This window comes from Clostridium sp. L2-50 (assembly GCF_000154245.1).
Classification (GTDB): Bacteria; Bacillota; Clostridia; order Lachnospirales; family Lachnospiraceae; genus Coprococcus.
This window is the reverse complement of the sequence record NZ_DS480316.1, coordinates 266,283-283,223: the sequence shown is the minus strand read 5'-3', so window position 1 is coordinate 283,223 and position 16,941 is coordinate 266,283. Positions and strand designations below refer to the sequence as shown.

Sequence of the window (16,941 nt, the reverse complement as noted above, 5' to 3'; positions counted from 1 at the left end):
TGCTAAATATGATTGGATAGAGAATACAATATGATTACTATAAATATTTATGACTTATCCAATAATCCGTTAAGTTTAAAAAACGGATTTTATGGTGGAACAGCTTGCAATAAGGATGGTATATTAATTGATGATGACGAATGGATTGTTAAATATCCGAGAAGTTTATCACAAATGGAAGATGAAAATGCTTCTTATTCTTCTTTATCAGAATTCTTGGGTAGTGAAATATATAGAATATTAGGATATGATGTCCATAAAACTATACTTGGTGTACGCAATAATAAATTAATTGTTGCTTGTAAAGACTTTGCGATTGATGGATTTTTGCTTGAGATACGAACAATAAAAAACTATTTAAGTGGAGATTTACTTGATAAATTCAGAAGTCATTCCAATATACATTCCACATCTACACATGTTGTAGATATTGATGAACTTATGTTTCATCTTGAGAAAAATCCTTTACTTAATGTAATTGATGGAATTAAGCAACATTTTTTTGAACAAGCATTGATTGATATTTTCATTAATAACAATGATAGAACCAATGATAACTGGGGAATTTTAAGAATTAATGGTCAGAAGGATAGAATTGCTCCTATTTTTGATAATGGGGCAAGTTTTTCACCTAAAATGAGCGAGGATAAGATAATAAGGTTATTATCCTCGGATGAGTTAAGAGATAATTGTTTAAATGCGTTAACAGCTTATAGTAGAAATGGACATTTGTTATCTGCTAAGAAATTTATACAAGAATTTCAAGATTGTTTAGAATTTCAAAAAGCATTAAATAGTGCTACTAATAGAATCATCGCCCATTTAGACGAAATTATGGATTTTATCAATTTTTTACCAGAGTTCATCACTGTGAATGATAGAATTTATGAAGTATGCAGTATCAGCCGAAAGATTTTTTATCAAAAACAATTATTATTAAGATTTAATGAACTGATTCTCCCTGCTGGTGAAAAAATGAATACAATAAAACCATTAAAGGAGTTTTAGAAAACTACTATGATTAATGATGCTGTAATTAATTGGTGGAGAGCTCAAAATATACAAACAAAAGATGATTTAAGAAATGCTCTGGAGAATTTTAGTATAGTTTTTGCTACAAATAGTAATAGTATTGAAGGAAATCGATTAACTTATCATGAAACCCGTGATATTTTTGAGGGTAAAGATGTATCTATTAATGAAGTTAGTGTAAGAGAAATTTTTGAAGCTCAAAATCAGAAATTTGCATTTGAGAGTATTTTAGAAAATTTTGAGAAAAAAGAGCCTTTGAGTATTAGAATTATATCTCAATTTCACCGAGTACTAATGTCTGGATGTTATGATTCCACTATATGGAGTAGGGGTGAGAGACCTGGTCATTTTAAGAAAAATGATTATACTATTGGGATGCAGGAAGTTGGTGCTTTTCCGGATGAAGTAGAAAATGAAATTAAAGATCTTTTAGCCGAAATAAATTCTTGGGATGGAGATGTATTACTTGCTGCAGCATATTTTCATGCAAGATTTGAAAATATACATCCATTTGCTGATGGGAATGGTAGAACAGGAAGATTATTATTAAATTATTACCTTCTTTTACAAAATTATCCACCATTAATAATAAGTACCGAAGATAAAAATGTTTACTATTTGGCATTAGAGGTATATGATCGTACGGAAGAAATAAGCGGTTTAAAGTTGCTTTTAGAAGAAGAATTAAATAAAACCTGGCAGTCAAAAGTAAATAAGTCAATGAAGAAAAGGCTTAATAAATTAAATTCTTTCTGATAGAATAGAGGAAGTGAGTTAATGCCTCAATTAATAGATTTTAGTAATTGCCCTGTAAATGTACTATCAAGTTATGGTGGGTCTGATCGAAAATTTGGAATTTTATATCATGGGCATCCTTATATGATTAAGTTTACTGAAAAGAGTCATAAATTAAATGAATTGACTACAAGCAACATAAATAATTGTATTTCTGAATATCTAGGTAGTTCTATAGCTGCAAGCATTAATGTTCCGACTCATGAAACTTTATTAGGATATTATGCCGGAGAATTAGTTGTAGCTTGTAAAGATTTTTGTGGGTTTGAGTATTTATGCCAGGAATTTTCGCAATTTATGCGAATGCAGTATGATTCAGCAGACATAGGTAAATTACCTAAGTTAGAACAAATATATGAAGTGTATAATAATAATCCTATTTTATCAAAATTAAAAGAGAGTGCAATTCAGAGATATTGGGATACTTTTATTGTTGATGCCCTTCTAGCTAATTTTGACAGATATATAGGTGATTGGGCTTTTTTAGTAAATAAAAAATCCGGTGAGGTTTCGCTTGCACCTACTTACGATTATGGCAGTGTTTTATACCCTGTAATTGGTGATGATGGTATAGTTAATGTTCTTAGCAATGATAAAGAGGTTTTAAAACAAATTTATGTGTTTCCCAATGCTGCTTTGTTGATTAATCACACTAAAGCTAACTATTGTGATATTCTAACTTCGGGATATGATACAAATTGCAGTAACGCTATAAAAAGAATTGTTCCGAGAATTGATATGGAAAGTATCAATTCAATAATTGATGAAACTCCAATAATTCCTAAGCTGAGAAAGAATTTTTATAAGATCATGTTAAATGCTAGGAAGAAACTTTTATTGGATAAATCATTACAAGCAGTAAATGCAAAGCAATTTAATTCTGAGTCTTTAGATAGATTAAAAGATGGAAAGCCTTATACGGAAGAGTTATTTGAACAAGATTATGTGAATGGTAGATTTGATGAGGATATCGCACTTATACAAGAGCTGAGATGTAAATTTCGTATATCCGGTGATGTGAAATATCTAGATGCGTTTAAATAAAGAAAGTGAATCATTTCTCACCGGTCATTCCGGTTAGACACATATATTTTTTTATGCTATAATACCACTGTTTGATTTGTAGTTAAATATTTGCATAGTGATGCTGATAAATATACCTGATTTGAAAGGAAATAGACAAATGATAGCGATTATTGATTACGATGCAGGTAACATCAAAAGCGTCGAAAAAGCCGTACAATTTCTTGGCGAAGAAGCCATAATTACAAGAGACAGGGATGTCATTATGGACAGCTCTGGAGTTATTCTTCCGGGTGTTGGAAGTTTTGGCGATGCAATGGGAAAAATCAATGAATATGGATTGAAAAATGTTATTTATGATGTCGTTGATTCGGGAAAACCATTTCTGGGTATCTGTCTTGGACTTCAGTTATTATTTAAGACAAGTGAGGAGACACCGGGAGTAACAGGATTGGGAATCGTAGATGGACAGATCCTTCGGATTCCGGATGCACCGGGACTTAAGATTCCACAGATCGGATGGAACTCACTTGATATCAATCCGAAAGCAAGGTTATTTAAAGGACTTCCGGAACATCCATATGTATATTTCGTTCATTCGTATTATCTGAAGGCAGATCATGAGGAAGATGTAGCTGCATCCACATTTTACTCAACGAATATCCATGCTTCGATCGAACATGGTAATGTATTTGCCTGCCAGTTCCATCCGGAGAAAAGTTCAACCGTTGGACTTCAGATCCTGAAGAATTTTATAGAATTGGAGGCATAATCATGCATACAAAGAGAATTATTCCATGTCTGGATGTGAAAAACGGACGAGTTGTAAAGGGTATTAATTTTGTAAATCTGGTAGATGCCGGAGATCCGGTTCAGGTTGCTTCAGCTTATGATAAAGCCGGTGCGGACGAGCTTGTATTCTTAGATATCACTGCATCCTCTGATCAAAGAAATATCGTAGTAGATATGGTCAGACGTGTGGCTGAGACGATCTTTATTCCATTTACGGTTGGCGGTGGTATCCGTACCGTTGATGATTTCAAAGCCATTCTCCGCGAAGGTGCAGATAAGGTATCGGTTAATTCAGCAGCGATCGACAATCCGAATCTGATCGCAGAAGCAGCCGATAAGTTCGGAAGTCAATGCGTGGTTCTTGCCATTGATGCAAAGAAACGACCGGATGGCGGTTGGAATATCTTCAAACATGGCGGTAGAATTGACTGCGGTATCGATGCAGTAGAATGGGCAATGAAAGCAGTTGAACTCGGTGCAGGAGAAATCCTACTAACCAGTATGGACTGTGATGGTACGAAAGCCGGATACGATATCGACCTTACCAGAACGATTGCAGAGAATGTAAATGTACCGGTTATTGCTTCCGGTGGAGCAGGAACCAAAGAACACTTCTACGACGCACTGACAGAAGGAAAAGCAGAAGCTGCACTCGCGGCATCATTATTCCATTACAAAGAGCTTGAGATCTCAGATCTGAAGAAGTATTTAAGTGAACGTGGCATCCCTATGCGGATGATATAAGATATTATCTTACTATAAGAACAAAATACATGCAAAAAAAGGGTAAATAAAAACAGCTACAAAATATCTCTATGAAGCAGACCTTTTTTCACGTCGGTCCTTAATGAACCGCAAGAGCGGTGAATTTAGTACCGTTACGTGAAAAACAGAACGCAAGTGATCTGCGGAATAGAAGATATATGTAGCTGTTTTTATTATGAAATACTTGCCTTGTGTAGAGAATGATAATGCTTCGATAAATATAAAAACTGCATATAGGCATTCGTATATAAAAGAAAAAACAGACACATATATTTCTATGAAGCAGACCTTTTTTCACGTCGGTTCTTAATGAACCGCGATAAGCGGTGAATTTAGTACCGCTACGTGAAAAACAGAACGAAAGTGATCTGCGGAATAGAAGTTATATGTGTCTGTTTTTGTAATTGTTAAGTATATTTGTCTATATGCAGTTTGCCGCAATGTCCAAACAGGCGGGCTATTTCAGCTTCTTGTTGGCCGCTGCCAGCATCAGCTTAATACGGTTGATCTGGTTAACCTCGGATGCCCCAGGATCGTAGTCGACTGCCACAATGTTAGCATCCGGATAAGCCTCACGAAGATGCTTGATAACACCCTTGCCGACAATGTGGTTTGGCAGACAGGCAAATGGCTGTGCACAGACAATATTTGCGGCACCGCTGTTGATCAGCTCGATCATTTCACCTGTTAAGAACCAGCCTTCACCGGTCTGGTTACCGATGGATACAAAAGGTCTGGCATATTCTGCAAGATGCGTGATCGGTGTAGGTGGATCAAAACGTTTGCTTGCCTTTAAAGCATCAGTTGCAGGCTTTCTCATATGCTCAAGGAGCGAGATGGCTGCATTTCCGATGATTGCGCCTTTGTGTGTCTTGCCCAGATATTCATATTTATAATTACTGTTGTAGAAGCAGTACATGAAGAAATCAAGCAGATCCGGCATAACAGCTTCAGCACCTTCTGATTCCAGCAGATCAACCAGATGGTTGTTTGCAGATGGAAGGAACTTTACAAGGATCTCTCCAACGATACCAACTCTTGGCTTCTTGATGTCAAGAAGCGGGAGAGTATCGAAGTCATGTACGATTCCATTGATATTCTTTTTAAATCTTGCTGTGCTTCCTGTTTCTTCCAGTGTCTTCTTACAGATCTTTTCCCATTTCTTATGGATCGCATTTGCAGATCCCGGTTCTTTCTCGTATGGTCTTGTATGGTAAAGACAACGCATGAAGACATCACCATAGACAAGTGCCTGAATTGCCCGTTTTGCAAGCTTTAAGGTGATAGGGAAACCGGAGTTCTTCTCAAATCCCTGAGCCGATAATGCAATTACAGGGATCTGGCCGTAACCTGCTTTTGCAAGCGCACGTCTGATAAATCCGACATAGTTGGTTGCACGGCAGCCACCACCGGTCTGGCTCATGATAACTGCAAGTTTATTTACATCATATTTACCGGATGTGATGGCACTCATCAACTGTCCAACGACGATCAGAGATGGATAACAGGCATCGTTATTAACATATTTTAATCCGACATCGATCGTTTCCTTGGTTGCATCCGGAAGGATCTCGATATTAAGTCCCATAACTTTGAATGCAGATTCCAGCAGATTGAAATGGATCGGAGACATCTGTGGAGCAAGAACGGTGTAGTCCTTCATCATATCCTTGGTAAATTCGATTCGGTTGATCGCACTGCTTGACGGGCAGGTCTTGTAGTTCTGTTCCTTTCTGGAATTAACGGCGCTGATCAGTGAACGGATACGGATTCTGGCAGCACCAAGGTTACTTACTTCATCAATCTTCAAAACGGTATAAATCTTTCCTGATTTTGTCAGGATATCATTTACACAGTCGGTTGTTACGGCATCCAGACCACAGCCGAAGGAGTTCAACTGGATCAGTTCCAGATTGTCACAGGTCTTAACATAGTTTGCTGCCTTATATAATCTGGAGTGGTACATCCACTGGTCAGATACGATAAGCGGACGATCTACCTGTCCCAGATGAGCAACGGAATCCTCTGTCAGAACAGCGATCTTATATGAGTTGATCAGTTCCGGAAGACCGTGGTTGATCTCAGGGTCGATATGGTATGGACGACCGGCAAGGACGATTCCAAGGATGTCGTGTTCATCGATATATCGAAGAGTTTCTTCGCCTTTTTCACGGATATCGGTCTTTACTTTTTCTGCTTCTTCATATGCAGCACGGACAGCAGATGCGATCTCATCGGTTGTAACATCGTAGTATTTTTTCATTTCACGATACATACGATCGACAAGAGCCTGTTCATTATCCAGTGCGACGAACGGACGGATAAAGGTGATCTTGTCATCCTTTAATTCTTCCATGTTGTTTTTGATATTTTCGGCATAGGATGTAACAATCGGGCAGTTGTAGTGGTTATTTGCTTCCGGTGTTTCGTTCATTTCATATGGAACACAAGGATAGAAAATGGATGTGATACCATTCTTTAACAGCCACATAACATGTCCGTGTGAGATCTTAGCCGGATAACATTCGGATTCACTTGGAATCGATTCAATACCAAGACTGTAGATATCTCTGGATGACTTTGGAGAAAGTACTACCGAGAATCCGAGCTTTGTCAGGAAAGTGAACCAGAATGGATAATTTTCATACATATTCAGAACACGAGGGATACCGATCACACCACGTTTTGCCATATCAGGTGTAAGCGGGGTATAGTCGAAGATCCTGTTTAATTTATATTCGAACAGATTCGGGATGTTATCAGCATTCTTCTTAAGACCGACACCCTTTTCACAACGATTTCCGGTAATGAAGTTCTTACCGTTTGAGAAACGGTTGATCGTCAGCAGACAGTTGTTGGTACAGCCCTTACATCTGGTCATATTTGTGGTATAAGTCAGCTTGCTGATCTCATCGATCGACAGCATAGAAGTCTTAAAGCCCTCTTTATATTTATTCATGGCAATAAGGGCAGCACCGAAAGCACCCATGATACCGGAGATATCCGGTCGGATAGCGGTTCTGCCGGAGATTACCTCGAAGCTCTTTAAGACAGCATCGTTGTAGAAGGTACCACCCTGTACGACGATGTTCTTACCGAGATCCTTTGGATCCGTCAGTTTGATAACCTTTAAAAGTGCATTCTTAATAACGGAATATGCCAGACCGGCTGAGATATCAGCTACAGACGCACCTTCCTTCTGTGCCTGTTTTACTTTTGAATTCATGAATACCGTACATCTGGAACCAAGGTCGATAGGAGTCTTGGCAGTTGTAGCGATCTTTGCAAAATCCGCAATATCATAATTTAAGGATTTGGCAAATGTTTCAATGAAAGAACCACAGCCGGAGGAACATGCTTCATTTAACATGACATTATCTACGACTTTGTTCTTGATCTTGATACATTTCATATCCTGACCGCCGATATCGAGGATACAGTCAACTTCAGGATCAAAGAATGCTGCTGCCGTATAGTGGGCAATCGTTTCTACTTCGCCAAAATCAAGAGAAAGTGCCTGCTTGATCAGGGCTTCGCCGTAACCGGTAGAGCATGAACCGGCGATGACAGCACCCTCCGGCAGCTTGGAATAGATATCCTTGATCGCTTTGATCGTCGTATTTAACGGACTTCCGTTGTTGCTGCTGTAGAAGTCGTATAATAATTCACCATTTGAACCGACAAGAGCTACCTTGGTGGTTGTAGAACCGGCATCAACACCGATGAAGCAGTTTCCTTTATATGTAGCAAGGTCACCGCGTTTTACTTTATATTTATTGTGCTCCTCCTTGAATGCTTCATAGGCTGCTTCGTCTTCGAATAATGGAGGGAGACGGAGTACATTTTCAGCCATATGTAACTCGCCGTCTAAGGAATGGCTGAGTTCGCCGAGCGTTCTGGATACCTCCGGCTTGGAATTCAGGGCAGCACCTGTTGCAGCAAAAAGATGAGAATGACCCGGATCGATGATCGCATCCCCGGTCAGATTCAGAGTACGGATAAATGCATTTTTCAGTTCCGGGAGGAAATGAAGCGGGCCGCCTAAGAACGCAACATTTCCTTTGATCGGCTTACCACATGCAAGACCGGAAATTGTCTGGTTGACAACAGCCTGAAAGATAGACGCAGCCAGATTCGGCTTGGTTGCACCTTCATTGATCAGAGGCTGGATATCTGTCTTGGCAAATACACCACAGCGGGCAGCGATCGGATAGATCGTATCATAGTCCTTTGCATATTCGTTCAGACCACTGGCATCTGTCTGAAGAAGAGTAGCCATCTGGTCGATGAAGGAACCTGTACCACCGGCACAGACACCATTCATACGCTGTTCGATTCCATTTGTAAAATATATGATCTTAGCATCTTCGCCACCAAGCTCGATCGCAACATCCGTCTGTGGAGCATAGTCCTGTAATGCTTCGGAAACACAGACTACCTCCTGCGTAAAAGGTACACCGATAACCTCTGCCAGCGCAAGACCGCCGGAGCCGGTGATCGCCGGAGTAACTTCTACATCACCAAGCCTGGCTTTTGCATCATTTATAAGAGACTGTAATGTCTCCTTTATGTTTGCGTAGTGTCTTCTGTAATCAGAAAATAAAATCTTGTGTGAATCATCAAGAACAACAACTTTAACGGTTGTTGAGCCAATGTCAATTCCTAATTTGTACATAAAAACCATCCTAATCTTTTTGCAAAATTTTCTCTTTATTGAACCGAATCTATTATAGTGGAACGTTTTACAAAAAACAATGATTTTTTCCCTTTTCTGACGAACTTAATATTTATTTTAGGATTGATTTTCCTTGATTTTTTATTATTTAATTTTTATTTTAGAAAAAGGTAGAGAAAGATTTATATTTTAATAAGAAGAAAAGGGAACATTTTTCAGATTCCGAATATAATAATAAAAAAAGCCGGATGGTATGAAATGGAAAATTATGATCATTGCAATGGAGTGATCCATGTAGTAGAAAAAGGGGATACATTATATAAGCTTTCAAAACACTACAAATGTAATCTCTGTGACATCATAACTGCAAATCCGTATGTAAATGTCTATAATATGCAGGAAGGGGAAGAAATCTGTATTCCGATAGAACAGGAAGGATCCGGAGATGGAAAGATGCATTATACAGTGAAAAAAGGAGATACCTTTGAATCTGTATTCATGTATTTTGGTGTCGGTCCACAGGAATTATTTGAGAACAATAAGAACTTATATCAGGTCGTTTTGCCGGAAGGATTGGAGCTGGTTGTGGATTAAGATATATAAAAGTTAGAAATTCTTCATGATTGTGCTGTTGTAAAGTTTTTCGTTCTATTATATAATTTGATAATGTCGGGATACTATCAGCCATATTCTCATTGGATGGGAATATGGCAGTTCCCTGATTTGTGGATATAACAGATGTTGGAAAATCTGTTTATATACCGAAAACAAATAGTATGAATGAAATTAAAAGGAGATCCATTCATGAAGATGATAAACAAGCTTGAAAGGAAGTTTGGTCGGTATGCGATCAAGAATCTGTCCCTGTATCTGATCCTTGGATATGTCATTGGCTATCTGCTTCTGATGTTTGCACCACAGATTTTATCAAAGCTGATTCTTGTTCCTGCATTTGTTATGCAGGGAGAAGTTTGGAGATTACTTACATGGGTAATCACTCCTCCGGAATTAAGTGTCAGTATCTTTACTATCATTATGTTGTTTTTTTATTATAGTATCGGTAATCTATTAGAACGTTCAATCGGTACGTTTTTGTACAACCTGTATATATTTGGTGGTATGTTTCTCACGATGGCAGGAACGATGATCGCATATATACTTTGTCAGTATGTATTTCATATTCCGATGTCATGGGATTCTCATATCTATATCGTATCCAGTTATTATATCTGCCTGTCTTTATTTTTGGCAGTTGCAGTTTGTTATCCGGATATGCAGGTACTGTATGCAATGATCATTCCGGTTAAGATGAAGTGGTTATCTGTTTTGTATCTGGTGTTTATAGGATATTATTTTATGAACGCAAACCTGATGGGACGTGTAAATATCATAATGTCACTTTTAAACTTTGTAATTTTCTATTTCAGCACAAAGGATTTCAGACGGCTTTCTCCAAAGCAGATCAAGCGAAGGAGGAATTATGCGAAGCAGGTGCGTGTCAACAATTCAGAGAATGTGACACATAAATGTTATGTATGCGGCATCACAGATAAGGAAGCACCGGACATGCAGTTCCGTTATTGCTCCAGATGTACAGGCAACAAGGAATATTGCCAGGATCATTTGTTTACGCACGAGCATAAATAAGAGATGGATTTAATTAAGAATGAGAGGATAATAGATAGTTATGTATAATGAAGATAAAAAACTGATCACAGAGATAACCCGTAAGAACAATATGGATGAGAATCTTGCAAAATTTGCAGATGCAGTCATGACGGCAGATTTCGAATATGCCTGTCAGAAATTTGCATTAAACTATGTCGTGATCCGTGAACTGATGGCAGACAAAGATTTTGCAGAGGATCCATATATTTATGAATGTGTTATGGGAATCAATAAGCTGGTCGGAACTTATCTGGCAGGAGATGCGGATCAATTGGATGACAAGGATCTGGCGCTTATCTCCGGAATGAGAAATAAGATCACGGAGAAGATGAAGGTACTTACTGCATATACTGATGCGTTTGAGTTGTACGAATATATCCTGAACCGAAAAGAATATGGATTCGAGGAAAATGTGGACGAAGAACTTGAGAAGATGTTTGAGAAATTTGATGCAGAGCAGTTCAGCGCGGAGGTCTTTAACTTCATCTTTGCAGATAAGGATAAGGTAGCGGTAAATGCGAAGATCCAGCAGATCGTAGGTCAGCTTCCGCTTCGTATGACAAAGGCAAGATTTTACGATATTATCGGACAGACTTTATCAATTTATAATGGTTGTGAGATCAGTTCATTGGATGATTTTATAGAGACAGTAGAAGAAACTGCCTTATTACAGCTTCCGGAGAAATTCGAGACAGAATATTCTTCTCTGCATGAAGCGTACGAGATTATTAAAGAGGGAGATTATGCACATCTTGATTTTGACGGATACAGGAATCTGTCAACGGTTCTGGATAAAAGTGCAGGCTTTATCAATGATGTCGTATCAGATTATATGATGCTGATCGAGCTGGTAAATGATCTGTACAGCATGATGCTTGCGGCTGAATGCAAGTCAGGAGTATCGGAATCCTGTATGCGGGCATTATCCATTATCAGACGTATCTATGAATCCATGGAAAATGAAGATGAATTCCCGACGGATGCATATGATATGCTGGTTGCAAATGAAGGCGCACAGGAGGAAGCGGGAGAACACCGGATGGTGCTTGAAGCTCCGATCTATGATATCATATCTTCCAATCAGCCGGATATTATCCGCCTTGGTCTGGAGGATGCTTATCATCGTATTGATACACTGGAAAAGCTGTTATCCGGCAGTATGTTTGTAGATATCGATCATGTGAAGATTGAGACAGGCGCACTTGCGGATTCTGAATATATTATTTCGAAAAAGGATAAACTCATAGAAGAATTCGGAGAGGTATTTACCGGAAACTCACAGGTAGTTAATCGTGCGGTCATGGCGAAGATACTTTCTACAATTCCTGTGTTCTTTAATACACAGCAGGAGATCAAAGATTATATTGATAATGCACTGGTGCGCTGTTCAAATCGCAGCGAGGTTCTTGCATGTTATGTGATTATTCAGGGAATTATGGAAGATTAGAGAGAGGTCGGACAGAGCAGGGGAGTGAAAAAATGACAATAGCAAAGCGGCTTTATACCGGAGTTATGCCGGATAAGACGGCATCCCGACTGATAAAAAGAATAAAAAAGCGGAAGCCCTGTGCGGATGTTTATGTCATAACACTTCCATTGTTTGAGGACGGACTGTTAGAGGTTTATGAGGCAAATGAATTCCTGCAGCCGTACTATAAGAAACGAACAGATGATATCGTTATCGTTGGAATGTCGATGACAAAGGCCGGAGCGTTTTTTCTTATACGGGATATTATCCGGGATGTATATGGTATGACCGGAAAGTTTGATTGTAAGGACTATTTTCTATATGACATGACAGTGTGCTGATATAAGGGGAGCATATGTTACATATTTTCTTATTGATATTAAAGATTCTGTTGATTACAGTATTGATCCTGATAGGGCTTGTACTTGTACTGTTGCTTTTATTATTATTCGTTCCTGTCCGGTATCGGTTTTATGCAGAAAAACATGACAATTTTATATGCAAATTAAAAGCCTCATGGTTGGGTTTTGTATTCTGCTTCAAAGCAAATTATGATGAAAACGGCTTTGTATATTGGCTGCGGTCATTCGGCGGAACGCTGGTATCCAATGAAGGTGGATTTTCGGAAGAAAGCCAGGAAGAAACAGATACGGAGACAGAAGTCACAGAAAGTGAAAAAGAAACTCGTATGCGGGAAAAAGCTGAAGTCAGAGAAGCAAAAAAACTGAAAAAACAGGAAAAGGCAGAGATTCGAAAAGCAAAAAAACAGGAAAAACGCGAACAGGCAGAAGCCGAAAAAGCGAAAAAAACGGAAAAGCAGGAAGCAGAAGATGCTGAATCCGATCAGCAGGATGGTTTGTCAGATCAGATGATGCAGGATGCAGATCCCGACAGAGAAGATAGAGATGCTAACCGGGAATTTGCAGAAGATCATTCGGAATTTCAAAAAAGTCCGGAGACGATATTTACCCGTATCGGTAAGAAGTTCGACCGATTTGTTATTGCGGTAAAGGATAAGATCGAAGCAGTTGTAAGAAAACTGCACCATATGAAAGATAAGGCGGAGCAGTATAAGAAATTCGTCCGGGCGGGTACAACGAAGCAGGCATTTCAGGTGTTAAAGCGAAACGTGATCCTGTTATTAAAGCATCTGAATCCGACAAAGATCAAAGGGCAGGTAACATATGGTTCAGGAGATCCGGCATCTACCGGAAAACAGCTTGGATATCTGAGTTTGATTTTACCGTTATATTATAATAAAATAGATATAACTCCGGATTTTTCCAAGAAGATATTGGAAGGGGATATTTTCATAAAAGGAAGAATCAGGGTTTATAATATATTATATTATTGCTGCAAGGTATACTTTAATAAATACGTGAAAAGATCTATGGCATATTTAAAAAAGATTTCGGGAGGAAATAAGTAATGGCAAATACAAATATTGACGGAACGATCAGCACTTTGTTTCATGGAATGAATGGATTTGTTTCATCCAAATCTGTAGTGGGAGATCCTATCAAGGTAGGAGATACGATCATTATTCCACTTCTTGATGTGAATTTCGGTATGGCGGCCGGTGCGTTCAATAAACAGACCGGCAATAATGCGGCCGGTGGTATCGGAGCAAAGCTCAGTCCGGCTGCGGTTCTGGTTATCTCAAACGGTAAGACAAGACTTGTTAATATTAAGAATCAGGATGCCATCAGCAAGATCATTGATATGGCACCTGAGATCGTTGACCGGATCACCGGCTTCTTTAAGAAGGAAAAGACAGAGGAAGAAGAGCAGATTGAACAGGCGGTAGAAGAAGCATCGAAACCGGCAGAGGAATAAAACAGACATAAAAGAAAAAGACTTTGCATATCTTATAATGGTATGTGAAGTCTTTTTTTGGCGGTGATGTTGTTTGAAGCGTGTAGTTGGATTTGCCCTCTTTTTCGTTGCAATCGGAATGATATTCAGCTATCTGGTAGAAGGGTTTCTGGAATTTTTGCTTATTGTAATCTTTTTTTTAATGGCATATATATTATTTTGCAGATGCTAAAAGTCAATGACCTGACCGGGTTACGGCAGGAGAGATTTTGAGAATTTATGATAGAAGCTTGGCCGGCAGTCTGAAAAAAGAAAATAAAAAAGACTGCCATTGTTTTATGGCAGTCTTTTTTAGAAAGAATACGAGGTGAACTATGCACGCTCAACCTTTCCAGATTTTAAACATGAAGTACAAACATAAATCTTCTTTGGAGAACCATCTACGATAGCCTTAACAGACTTAACATTTGATTTCCACATCTTATTTGCTCTTCTATGTGAATGGCTCACTTTGATACCGAAATGAGCACCTTTATTACAAACTGAACATTTTGCCATGATAGCACCTCCTTATTTTTATTAAACTTATCCTCTCATAAGTTCACAACAAATGTTACTATATCAGATAATTTTGTTATATGCAAGCATATTTTTAATTTTTTTAAAAAGAATAGACAATAAATGGTTGTCTTGAAATTTGCATATTCTCTGTTATAATAGAACTATATGTTTATAATTATGGTGAGACAGGTTTGCCTATTTTTAAATATACTTTTCAGAATGATAAGGAGATGGGATTCCTGCACATCATATAACAGGACAAAAGCATGGGAGGTTTTCTATGAACGAATATATAAATAATGATAATGGAACCGTCAGTCTGGATGAGAATGTGGTTGCACAGGTAGCAGGTATGACAGCACTCGATTGCTTTGGCATTGTTGGTATGGGTATTGTCAGTGTAAAAGACGGAATCGTAAAACAGTTAAAAGGAAACAATATCACGCAGGGAATTCATGTTACGTTTGATGAGAATGGAGATATTGTGGTAGAGCTTCATATCGTTGTGGCATATGGTGTCAGCATCAAGGCTGTAACAGATAATCTGATGCAGTCTGTAAAATATAAAGTAGAAGATTTTACATCTCTTAAGGTCAGTCAGGTAAATGTATTTGTTGAAGATGTAAAGATTCTAGATTAGACGGAGGAACTGTAGAAGTGAAAAATACGATTGATGCACTTGCACTGAAGAAAGCATTTATAGCCGGTGCGAATAACCTTGATAATAAAAAAGATTATATTAATGAGCTGAATGTGTTCCCTGTACCGGATGGAGATACCGGTACAAATATGACAATGACGATCATGTCAGCAAAAAGGGAAGTTGAATCCTGTAAGGAGACAATGAGTGATATCGCAAAGGCAATGTCAACCGGTTCCCTTCGTGGAGCCAGAGGTAATTCAGGTGTAATCCTTTCTCAGCTTCTTCGTGGTTTCAGCAAGAAGATCGGGGATAAAACAGAGATCGGAGTAATCGAGATTGCTGATGCATTCCAGAAGGCGGTTGAGACAGCTTATAAGGCTGTTATGAAGCCAAAGGAAGGAACGATCCTTACAGTTGCCAGAGGTATTGCTACTAAGGCCAGAGAATGTGCAGGTACAGATATTACATTGGAGGAATTCTGCGAAACCATCATTAAGCATGGAGATGAAGTGCTTGCTTCCACACCGGAGCTGCTTCCGGTATTAAAAGAGGCCGGTGTTGTGGATTCCGGCGGACAGGGCCTGATGGAAGTATTAAAGGGTGCAGTTGACTGTATTCTCGGACGTGTCGTAATTGCAGATACAAAGCCTTCCGGAGCAGGAGTATCCGGTGTTGACAATCCAAAGTATTCTGAAGATCTGTCGGCCGATATCAAGTTCGGATATTGTACAGAATTTATTATTAATCTGGAAAAACCATACGGCATAAAAGAGGAAGAAGATCTGAAACAGTTCTTAGAGTCGATCGGTGATTCCATTGTCTGTGTATCAGATGATGAGATCGTAAAGATCCATGTTCATACAAACCATCCGGGCCAGGCATTTGAAAAAGGTCTTACCCTTGGTTATCTGTCAAATATGAAGGTCGATAATATGAGACTGGAGCATCATGAGAAGGTCATCAAGCAGGCAGAACGGGAAGAAGCAGCCAGACAGGAAGCTGCAAGACAGGCAGAGAAAGAAAAACAGCAGCCAAAGAAACAATATGGTTTCATCGCAGTATCCATGGGTGATGGATTAAAGGAGTTCTTTACGGAGCTTGGAGTTGATTATGTGATCGAAGGTGGTCAGACGATGAATCCAAGCACTGAGGATATGCTGAATGCGATCGAGAAGGTTCATGCCGAGAATATATTTATATTCCCAAATAATAAAAATGTTGTTCTTGCAGCCAATCAGGCAGCCGGCTTATGTGAAGATAAGAATATCATCGTCCTTGCAACGGCAAATGCGCCACAGGGTATCAGTGCAATGATAGCGTTTGACAGTACGATGACATTAGAGGATAACAAAAACAATATGTTAGAAGCTGTATCAAATGTAAAGAGCGGACAGGTAACATATGCGGTCAGAGATACCTCCATCGATGGAAAAGCCATCCATGAGGGAGATATCATGGGTATCGGTGATAAGGGACTGGTATCCGTTGGTAATGACATTTCGGATGTTACATTCGATCTGATCAAAGATGCAGTAGATGAAGACAGCGAACTGATCAGTATTTATTACGGAGCAGATGTAAAGAAGGAGGATGCAGAGGCATTTGCGGCAAGAGTGGAAGAAAGCTTCCCTGACTGCGATGTACAGAACTACTATGGTGGTCAGCCAATCTATTATTACATTGTTTCTGTAGAATAAAGGGAGA

Annotated in this window: 15 protein-coding genes; 13 read left to right on the top strand and 2 right to left on the bottom strand. The window is 38.9% G+C overall.

The features are described 5' to 3' along the window. Positions 1–30 precede the first annotated feature (30 nt). From CLOL250_RS04530 to hisF, 5 genes are all read left to right on the top strand, one after another. Complete coding sequence (locus tag CLOL250_RS04530) at positions 31–1,008, top strand: hypothetical protein (RefSeq protein WP_008400977.1); 978 nt, start codon at positions 31–33, stop codon at positions 1,006–1,008. 9 nt (positions 1,009–1,017) lie between these two features. Then, complete coding sequence (locus CLOL250_RS04525) at positions 1,018–1,788, top strand: Fic family protein (RefSeq protein WP_008400976.1); 771 nt, start codon at positions 1,018–1,020, stop codon at positions 1,786–1,788. Between the two features lie 21 nt (positions 1,789–1,809). Next, positions 1,810–2,871, top strand: a complete 1,062-nt coding sequence (locus CLOL250_RS04520; RefSeq protein ID WP_008400975.1) for a HipA domain-containing protein — start codon at positions 1,810–1,812, stop codon at positions 2,869–2,871. A 139-nt stretch (positions 2,872–3,010) separates the two neighbouring features. Further along, on the top strand, positions 3,011–3,622 hold the full coding sequence (hisH, locus tag CLOL250_RS04515; protein WP_021943968.1) for an imidazole glycerol phosphate synthase subunit HisH: 612 nt from the start codon (positions 3,011–3,013) through the stop codon (positions 3,620–3,622). A 2-nt stretch (positions 3,623–3,624) separates the two neighbouring features. Beyond that, complete coding sequence (gene hisF, locus CLOL250_RS04510; RefSeq protein WP_008400973.1) at positions 3,625–4,386, top strand: imidazole glycerol phosphate synthase subunit HisF; 762 nt, start codon at positions 3,625–3,627, stop codon at positions 4,384–4,386. A 478-nt stretch (positions 4,387–4,864) separates the two neighbouring features. On the opposite strand, the gene CLOL250_RS04505 is transcribed toward hisF, so the two are convergent. After that, positions 4,865–9,091, bottom strand: coding sequence for a 2-hydroxyacyl-CoA dehydratase (locus CLOL250_RS04505; RefSeq protein ID WP_008400971.1), 4,227 nt, complete (start codon positions 9,089–9,091; stop codon positions 4,865–4,867). Between the two features lie 249 nt (positions 9,092–9,340). Between CLOL250_RS04505 and CLOL250_RS04500 the strand changes: the two genes are divergently transcribed. The 6 genes from CLOL250_RS04500 (at position 9,341) to CLOL250_RS04475 (ending at position 14,054) form a co-directional block, all read left to right on the top strand. Next, positions 9,341–9,676, top strand: coding sequence for a LysM peptidoglycan-binding domain-containing protein (locus tag CLOL250_RS04500; protein ID WP_008400969.1), 336 nt, complete (start codon positions 9,341–9,343; stop codon positions 9,674–9,676). 210 nt (positions 9,677–9,886) lie between these two features. Further along, entirely contained in the window at positions 9,887–10,729 is an 843-nt protein-coding gene (locus CLOL250_RS04495) for a hypothetical protein (protein ID WP_044944992.1), read from the top strand. Between the two features lie 40 nt (positions 10,730–10,769). Further along, entirely contained in the window at positions 10,770–12,197 is a 1,428-nt protein-coding gene (locus CLOL250_RS04490) for a hypothetical protein (RefSeq protein ID WP_008400967.1), read from the top strand. A gap of 32 nt (positions 12,198–12,229) precedes the next feature. After that, positions 12,230–12,559, top strand: a complete 330-nt coding sequence (locus CLOL250_RS04485) for a hypothetical protein (RefSeq protein WP_044945085.1) — start codon at positions 12,230–12,232, stop codon at positions 12,557–12,559. A gap of 32 nt (positions 12,560–12,591) precedes the next feature. Beyond that, positions 12,592–13,647, top strand: coding sequence for a DUF2953 domain-containing protein (locus CLOL250_RS14115; RefSeq protein ID WP_274922238.1), 1,056 nt, complete (start codon positions 12,592–12,594; stop codon positions 13,645–13,647). After that, a complete protein-coding gene (locus CLOL250_RS04475; protein WP_008400964.1) occupies positions 13,647–14,054 on the top strand; it encodes a GerW family sporulation protein in 408 nt (135 codons plus the stop codon). Before CLOL250_RS14115 ends, CLOL250_RS04475 begins: the two co-directional genes overlap by 1 nt. 351 nt (positions 14,055–14,405) lie before the next feature. Here CLOL250_RS04475 and rpmB read toward each other — a convergent pair whose 3' ends face one another. Further along, positions 14,406–14,591, bottom strand: coding sequence for a 50S ribosomal protein L28 (rpmB, locus tag CLOL250_RS04470; RefSeq protein ID WP_008400961.1), 186 nt, complete (start codon positions 14,589–14,591; stop codon positions 14,406–14,408). 283 nt (positions 14,592–14,874) lie between these two features. Here rpmB and CLOL250_RS04465 point away from each other — a divergent pair, with 283 nt between their 5' ends. Next, complete coding sequence (locus tag CLOL250_RS04465; RefSeq protein ID WP_008400960.1) at positions 14,875–15,234, top strand: Asp23/Gls24 family envelope stress response protein; 360 nt, start codon at positions 14,875–14,877, stop codon at positions 15,232–15,234. Between the two features lie 17 nt (positions 15,235–15,251). Beyond that, entirely contained in the window at positions 15,252–16,934 is a 1,683-nt protein-coding gene (locus CLOL250_RS04460) for a DAK2 domain-containing protein (RefSeq protein ID WP_008400958.1), read from the top strand. Positions 16,935–16,941: the final 7 nt, after the last annotated feature.

Excerpts from the sequence above, each read along its gene's own strand:
- CLOL250_RS04475 (WP_008400964.1), top strand. The coding sequence starts at position 13,647 with ATGGCAAATACAAATATTGACGGAACGATCAGCACTTTGTTTCATGGA.
- CLOL250_RS04500 (WP_008400969.1), top strand. The coding sequence starts at position 9,341 with ATGGAAAATTATGATCATTGCAATGGAGTGATCCATGTAGTAGAAAAA.
- CLOL250_RS04490 (WP_008400967.1), top strand. The coding sequence starts at position 10,770 with ATGTATAATGAAGATAAAAAACTGATCACAGAGATAACCCGTAAGAAC.
- CLOL250_RS04530 (WP_008400977.1), top strand. The coding sequence starts at position 31 with ATGATTACTATAAATATTTATGACTTATCCAATAATCCGTTAAGTTTA.
- CLOL250_RS04525 (WP_008400976.1), top strand. The coding sequence starts at position 1,018 with ATGATTAATGATGCTGTAATTAATTGGTGGAGAGCTCAAAATATACAA.
- CLOL250_RS04465 (WP_008400960.1), top strand. The coding sequence starts at position 14,875 with ATGAACGAATATATAAATAATGATAATGGAACCGTCAGTCTGGATGAG.
- CLOL250_RS04495 (WP_044944992.1), top strand. The coding sequence starts at position 9,887 with ATGAAGATGATAAACAAGCTTGAAAGGAAGTTTGGTCGGTATGCGATC.
- hisH (WP_021943968.1), top strand. The coding sequence starts at position 3,011 with ATGATAGCGATTATTGATTACGATGCAGGTAACATCAAAAGCGTCGAA.
- CLOL250_RS04485 (WP_044945085.1), top strand. The coding sequence starts at position 12,230 with ATGACAATAGCAAAGCGGCTTTATACCGGAGTTATGCCGGATAAGACG.
- hisF (WP_008400973.1), top strand. The coding sequence starts at position 3,625 with ATGCATACAAAGAGAATTATTCCATGTCTGGATGTGAAAAACGGACGA.
- CLOL250_RS04505 (WP_008400971.1), bottom strand. The coding sequence starts at position 9,091 with ATGGTTTTTATGTACAAATTAGGAATTGACATTGGCTCAACAACCGTT.
- rpmB (WP_008400961.1), bottom strand. The coding sequence starts at position 14,591 with ATGGCAAAATGTTCAGTTTGTAATAAAGGTGCTCATTTCGGTATCAAA.
- CLOL250_RS04520 (WP_008400975.1), top strand. The coding sequence starts at position 1,810 with ATGCCTCAATTAATAGATTTTAGTAATTGCCCTGTAAATGTACTATCA.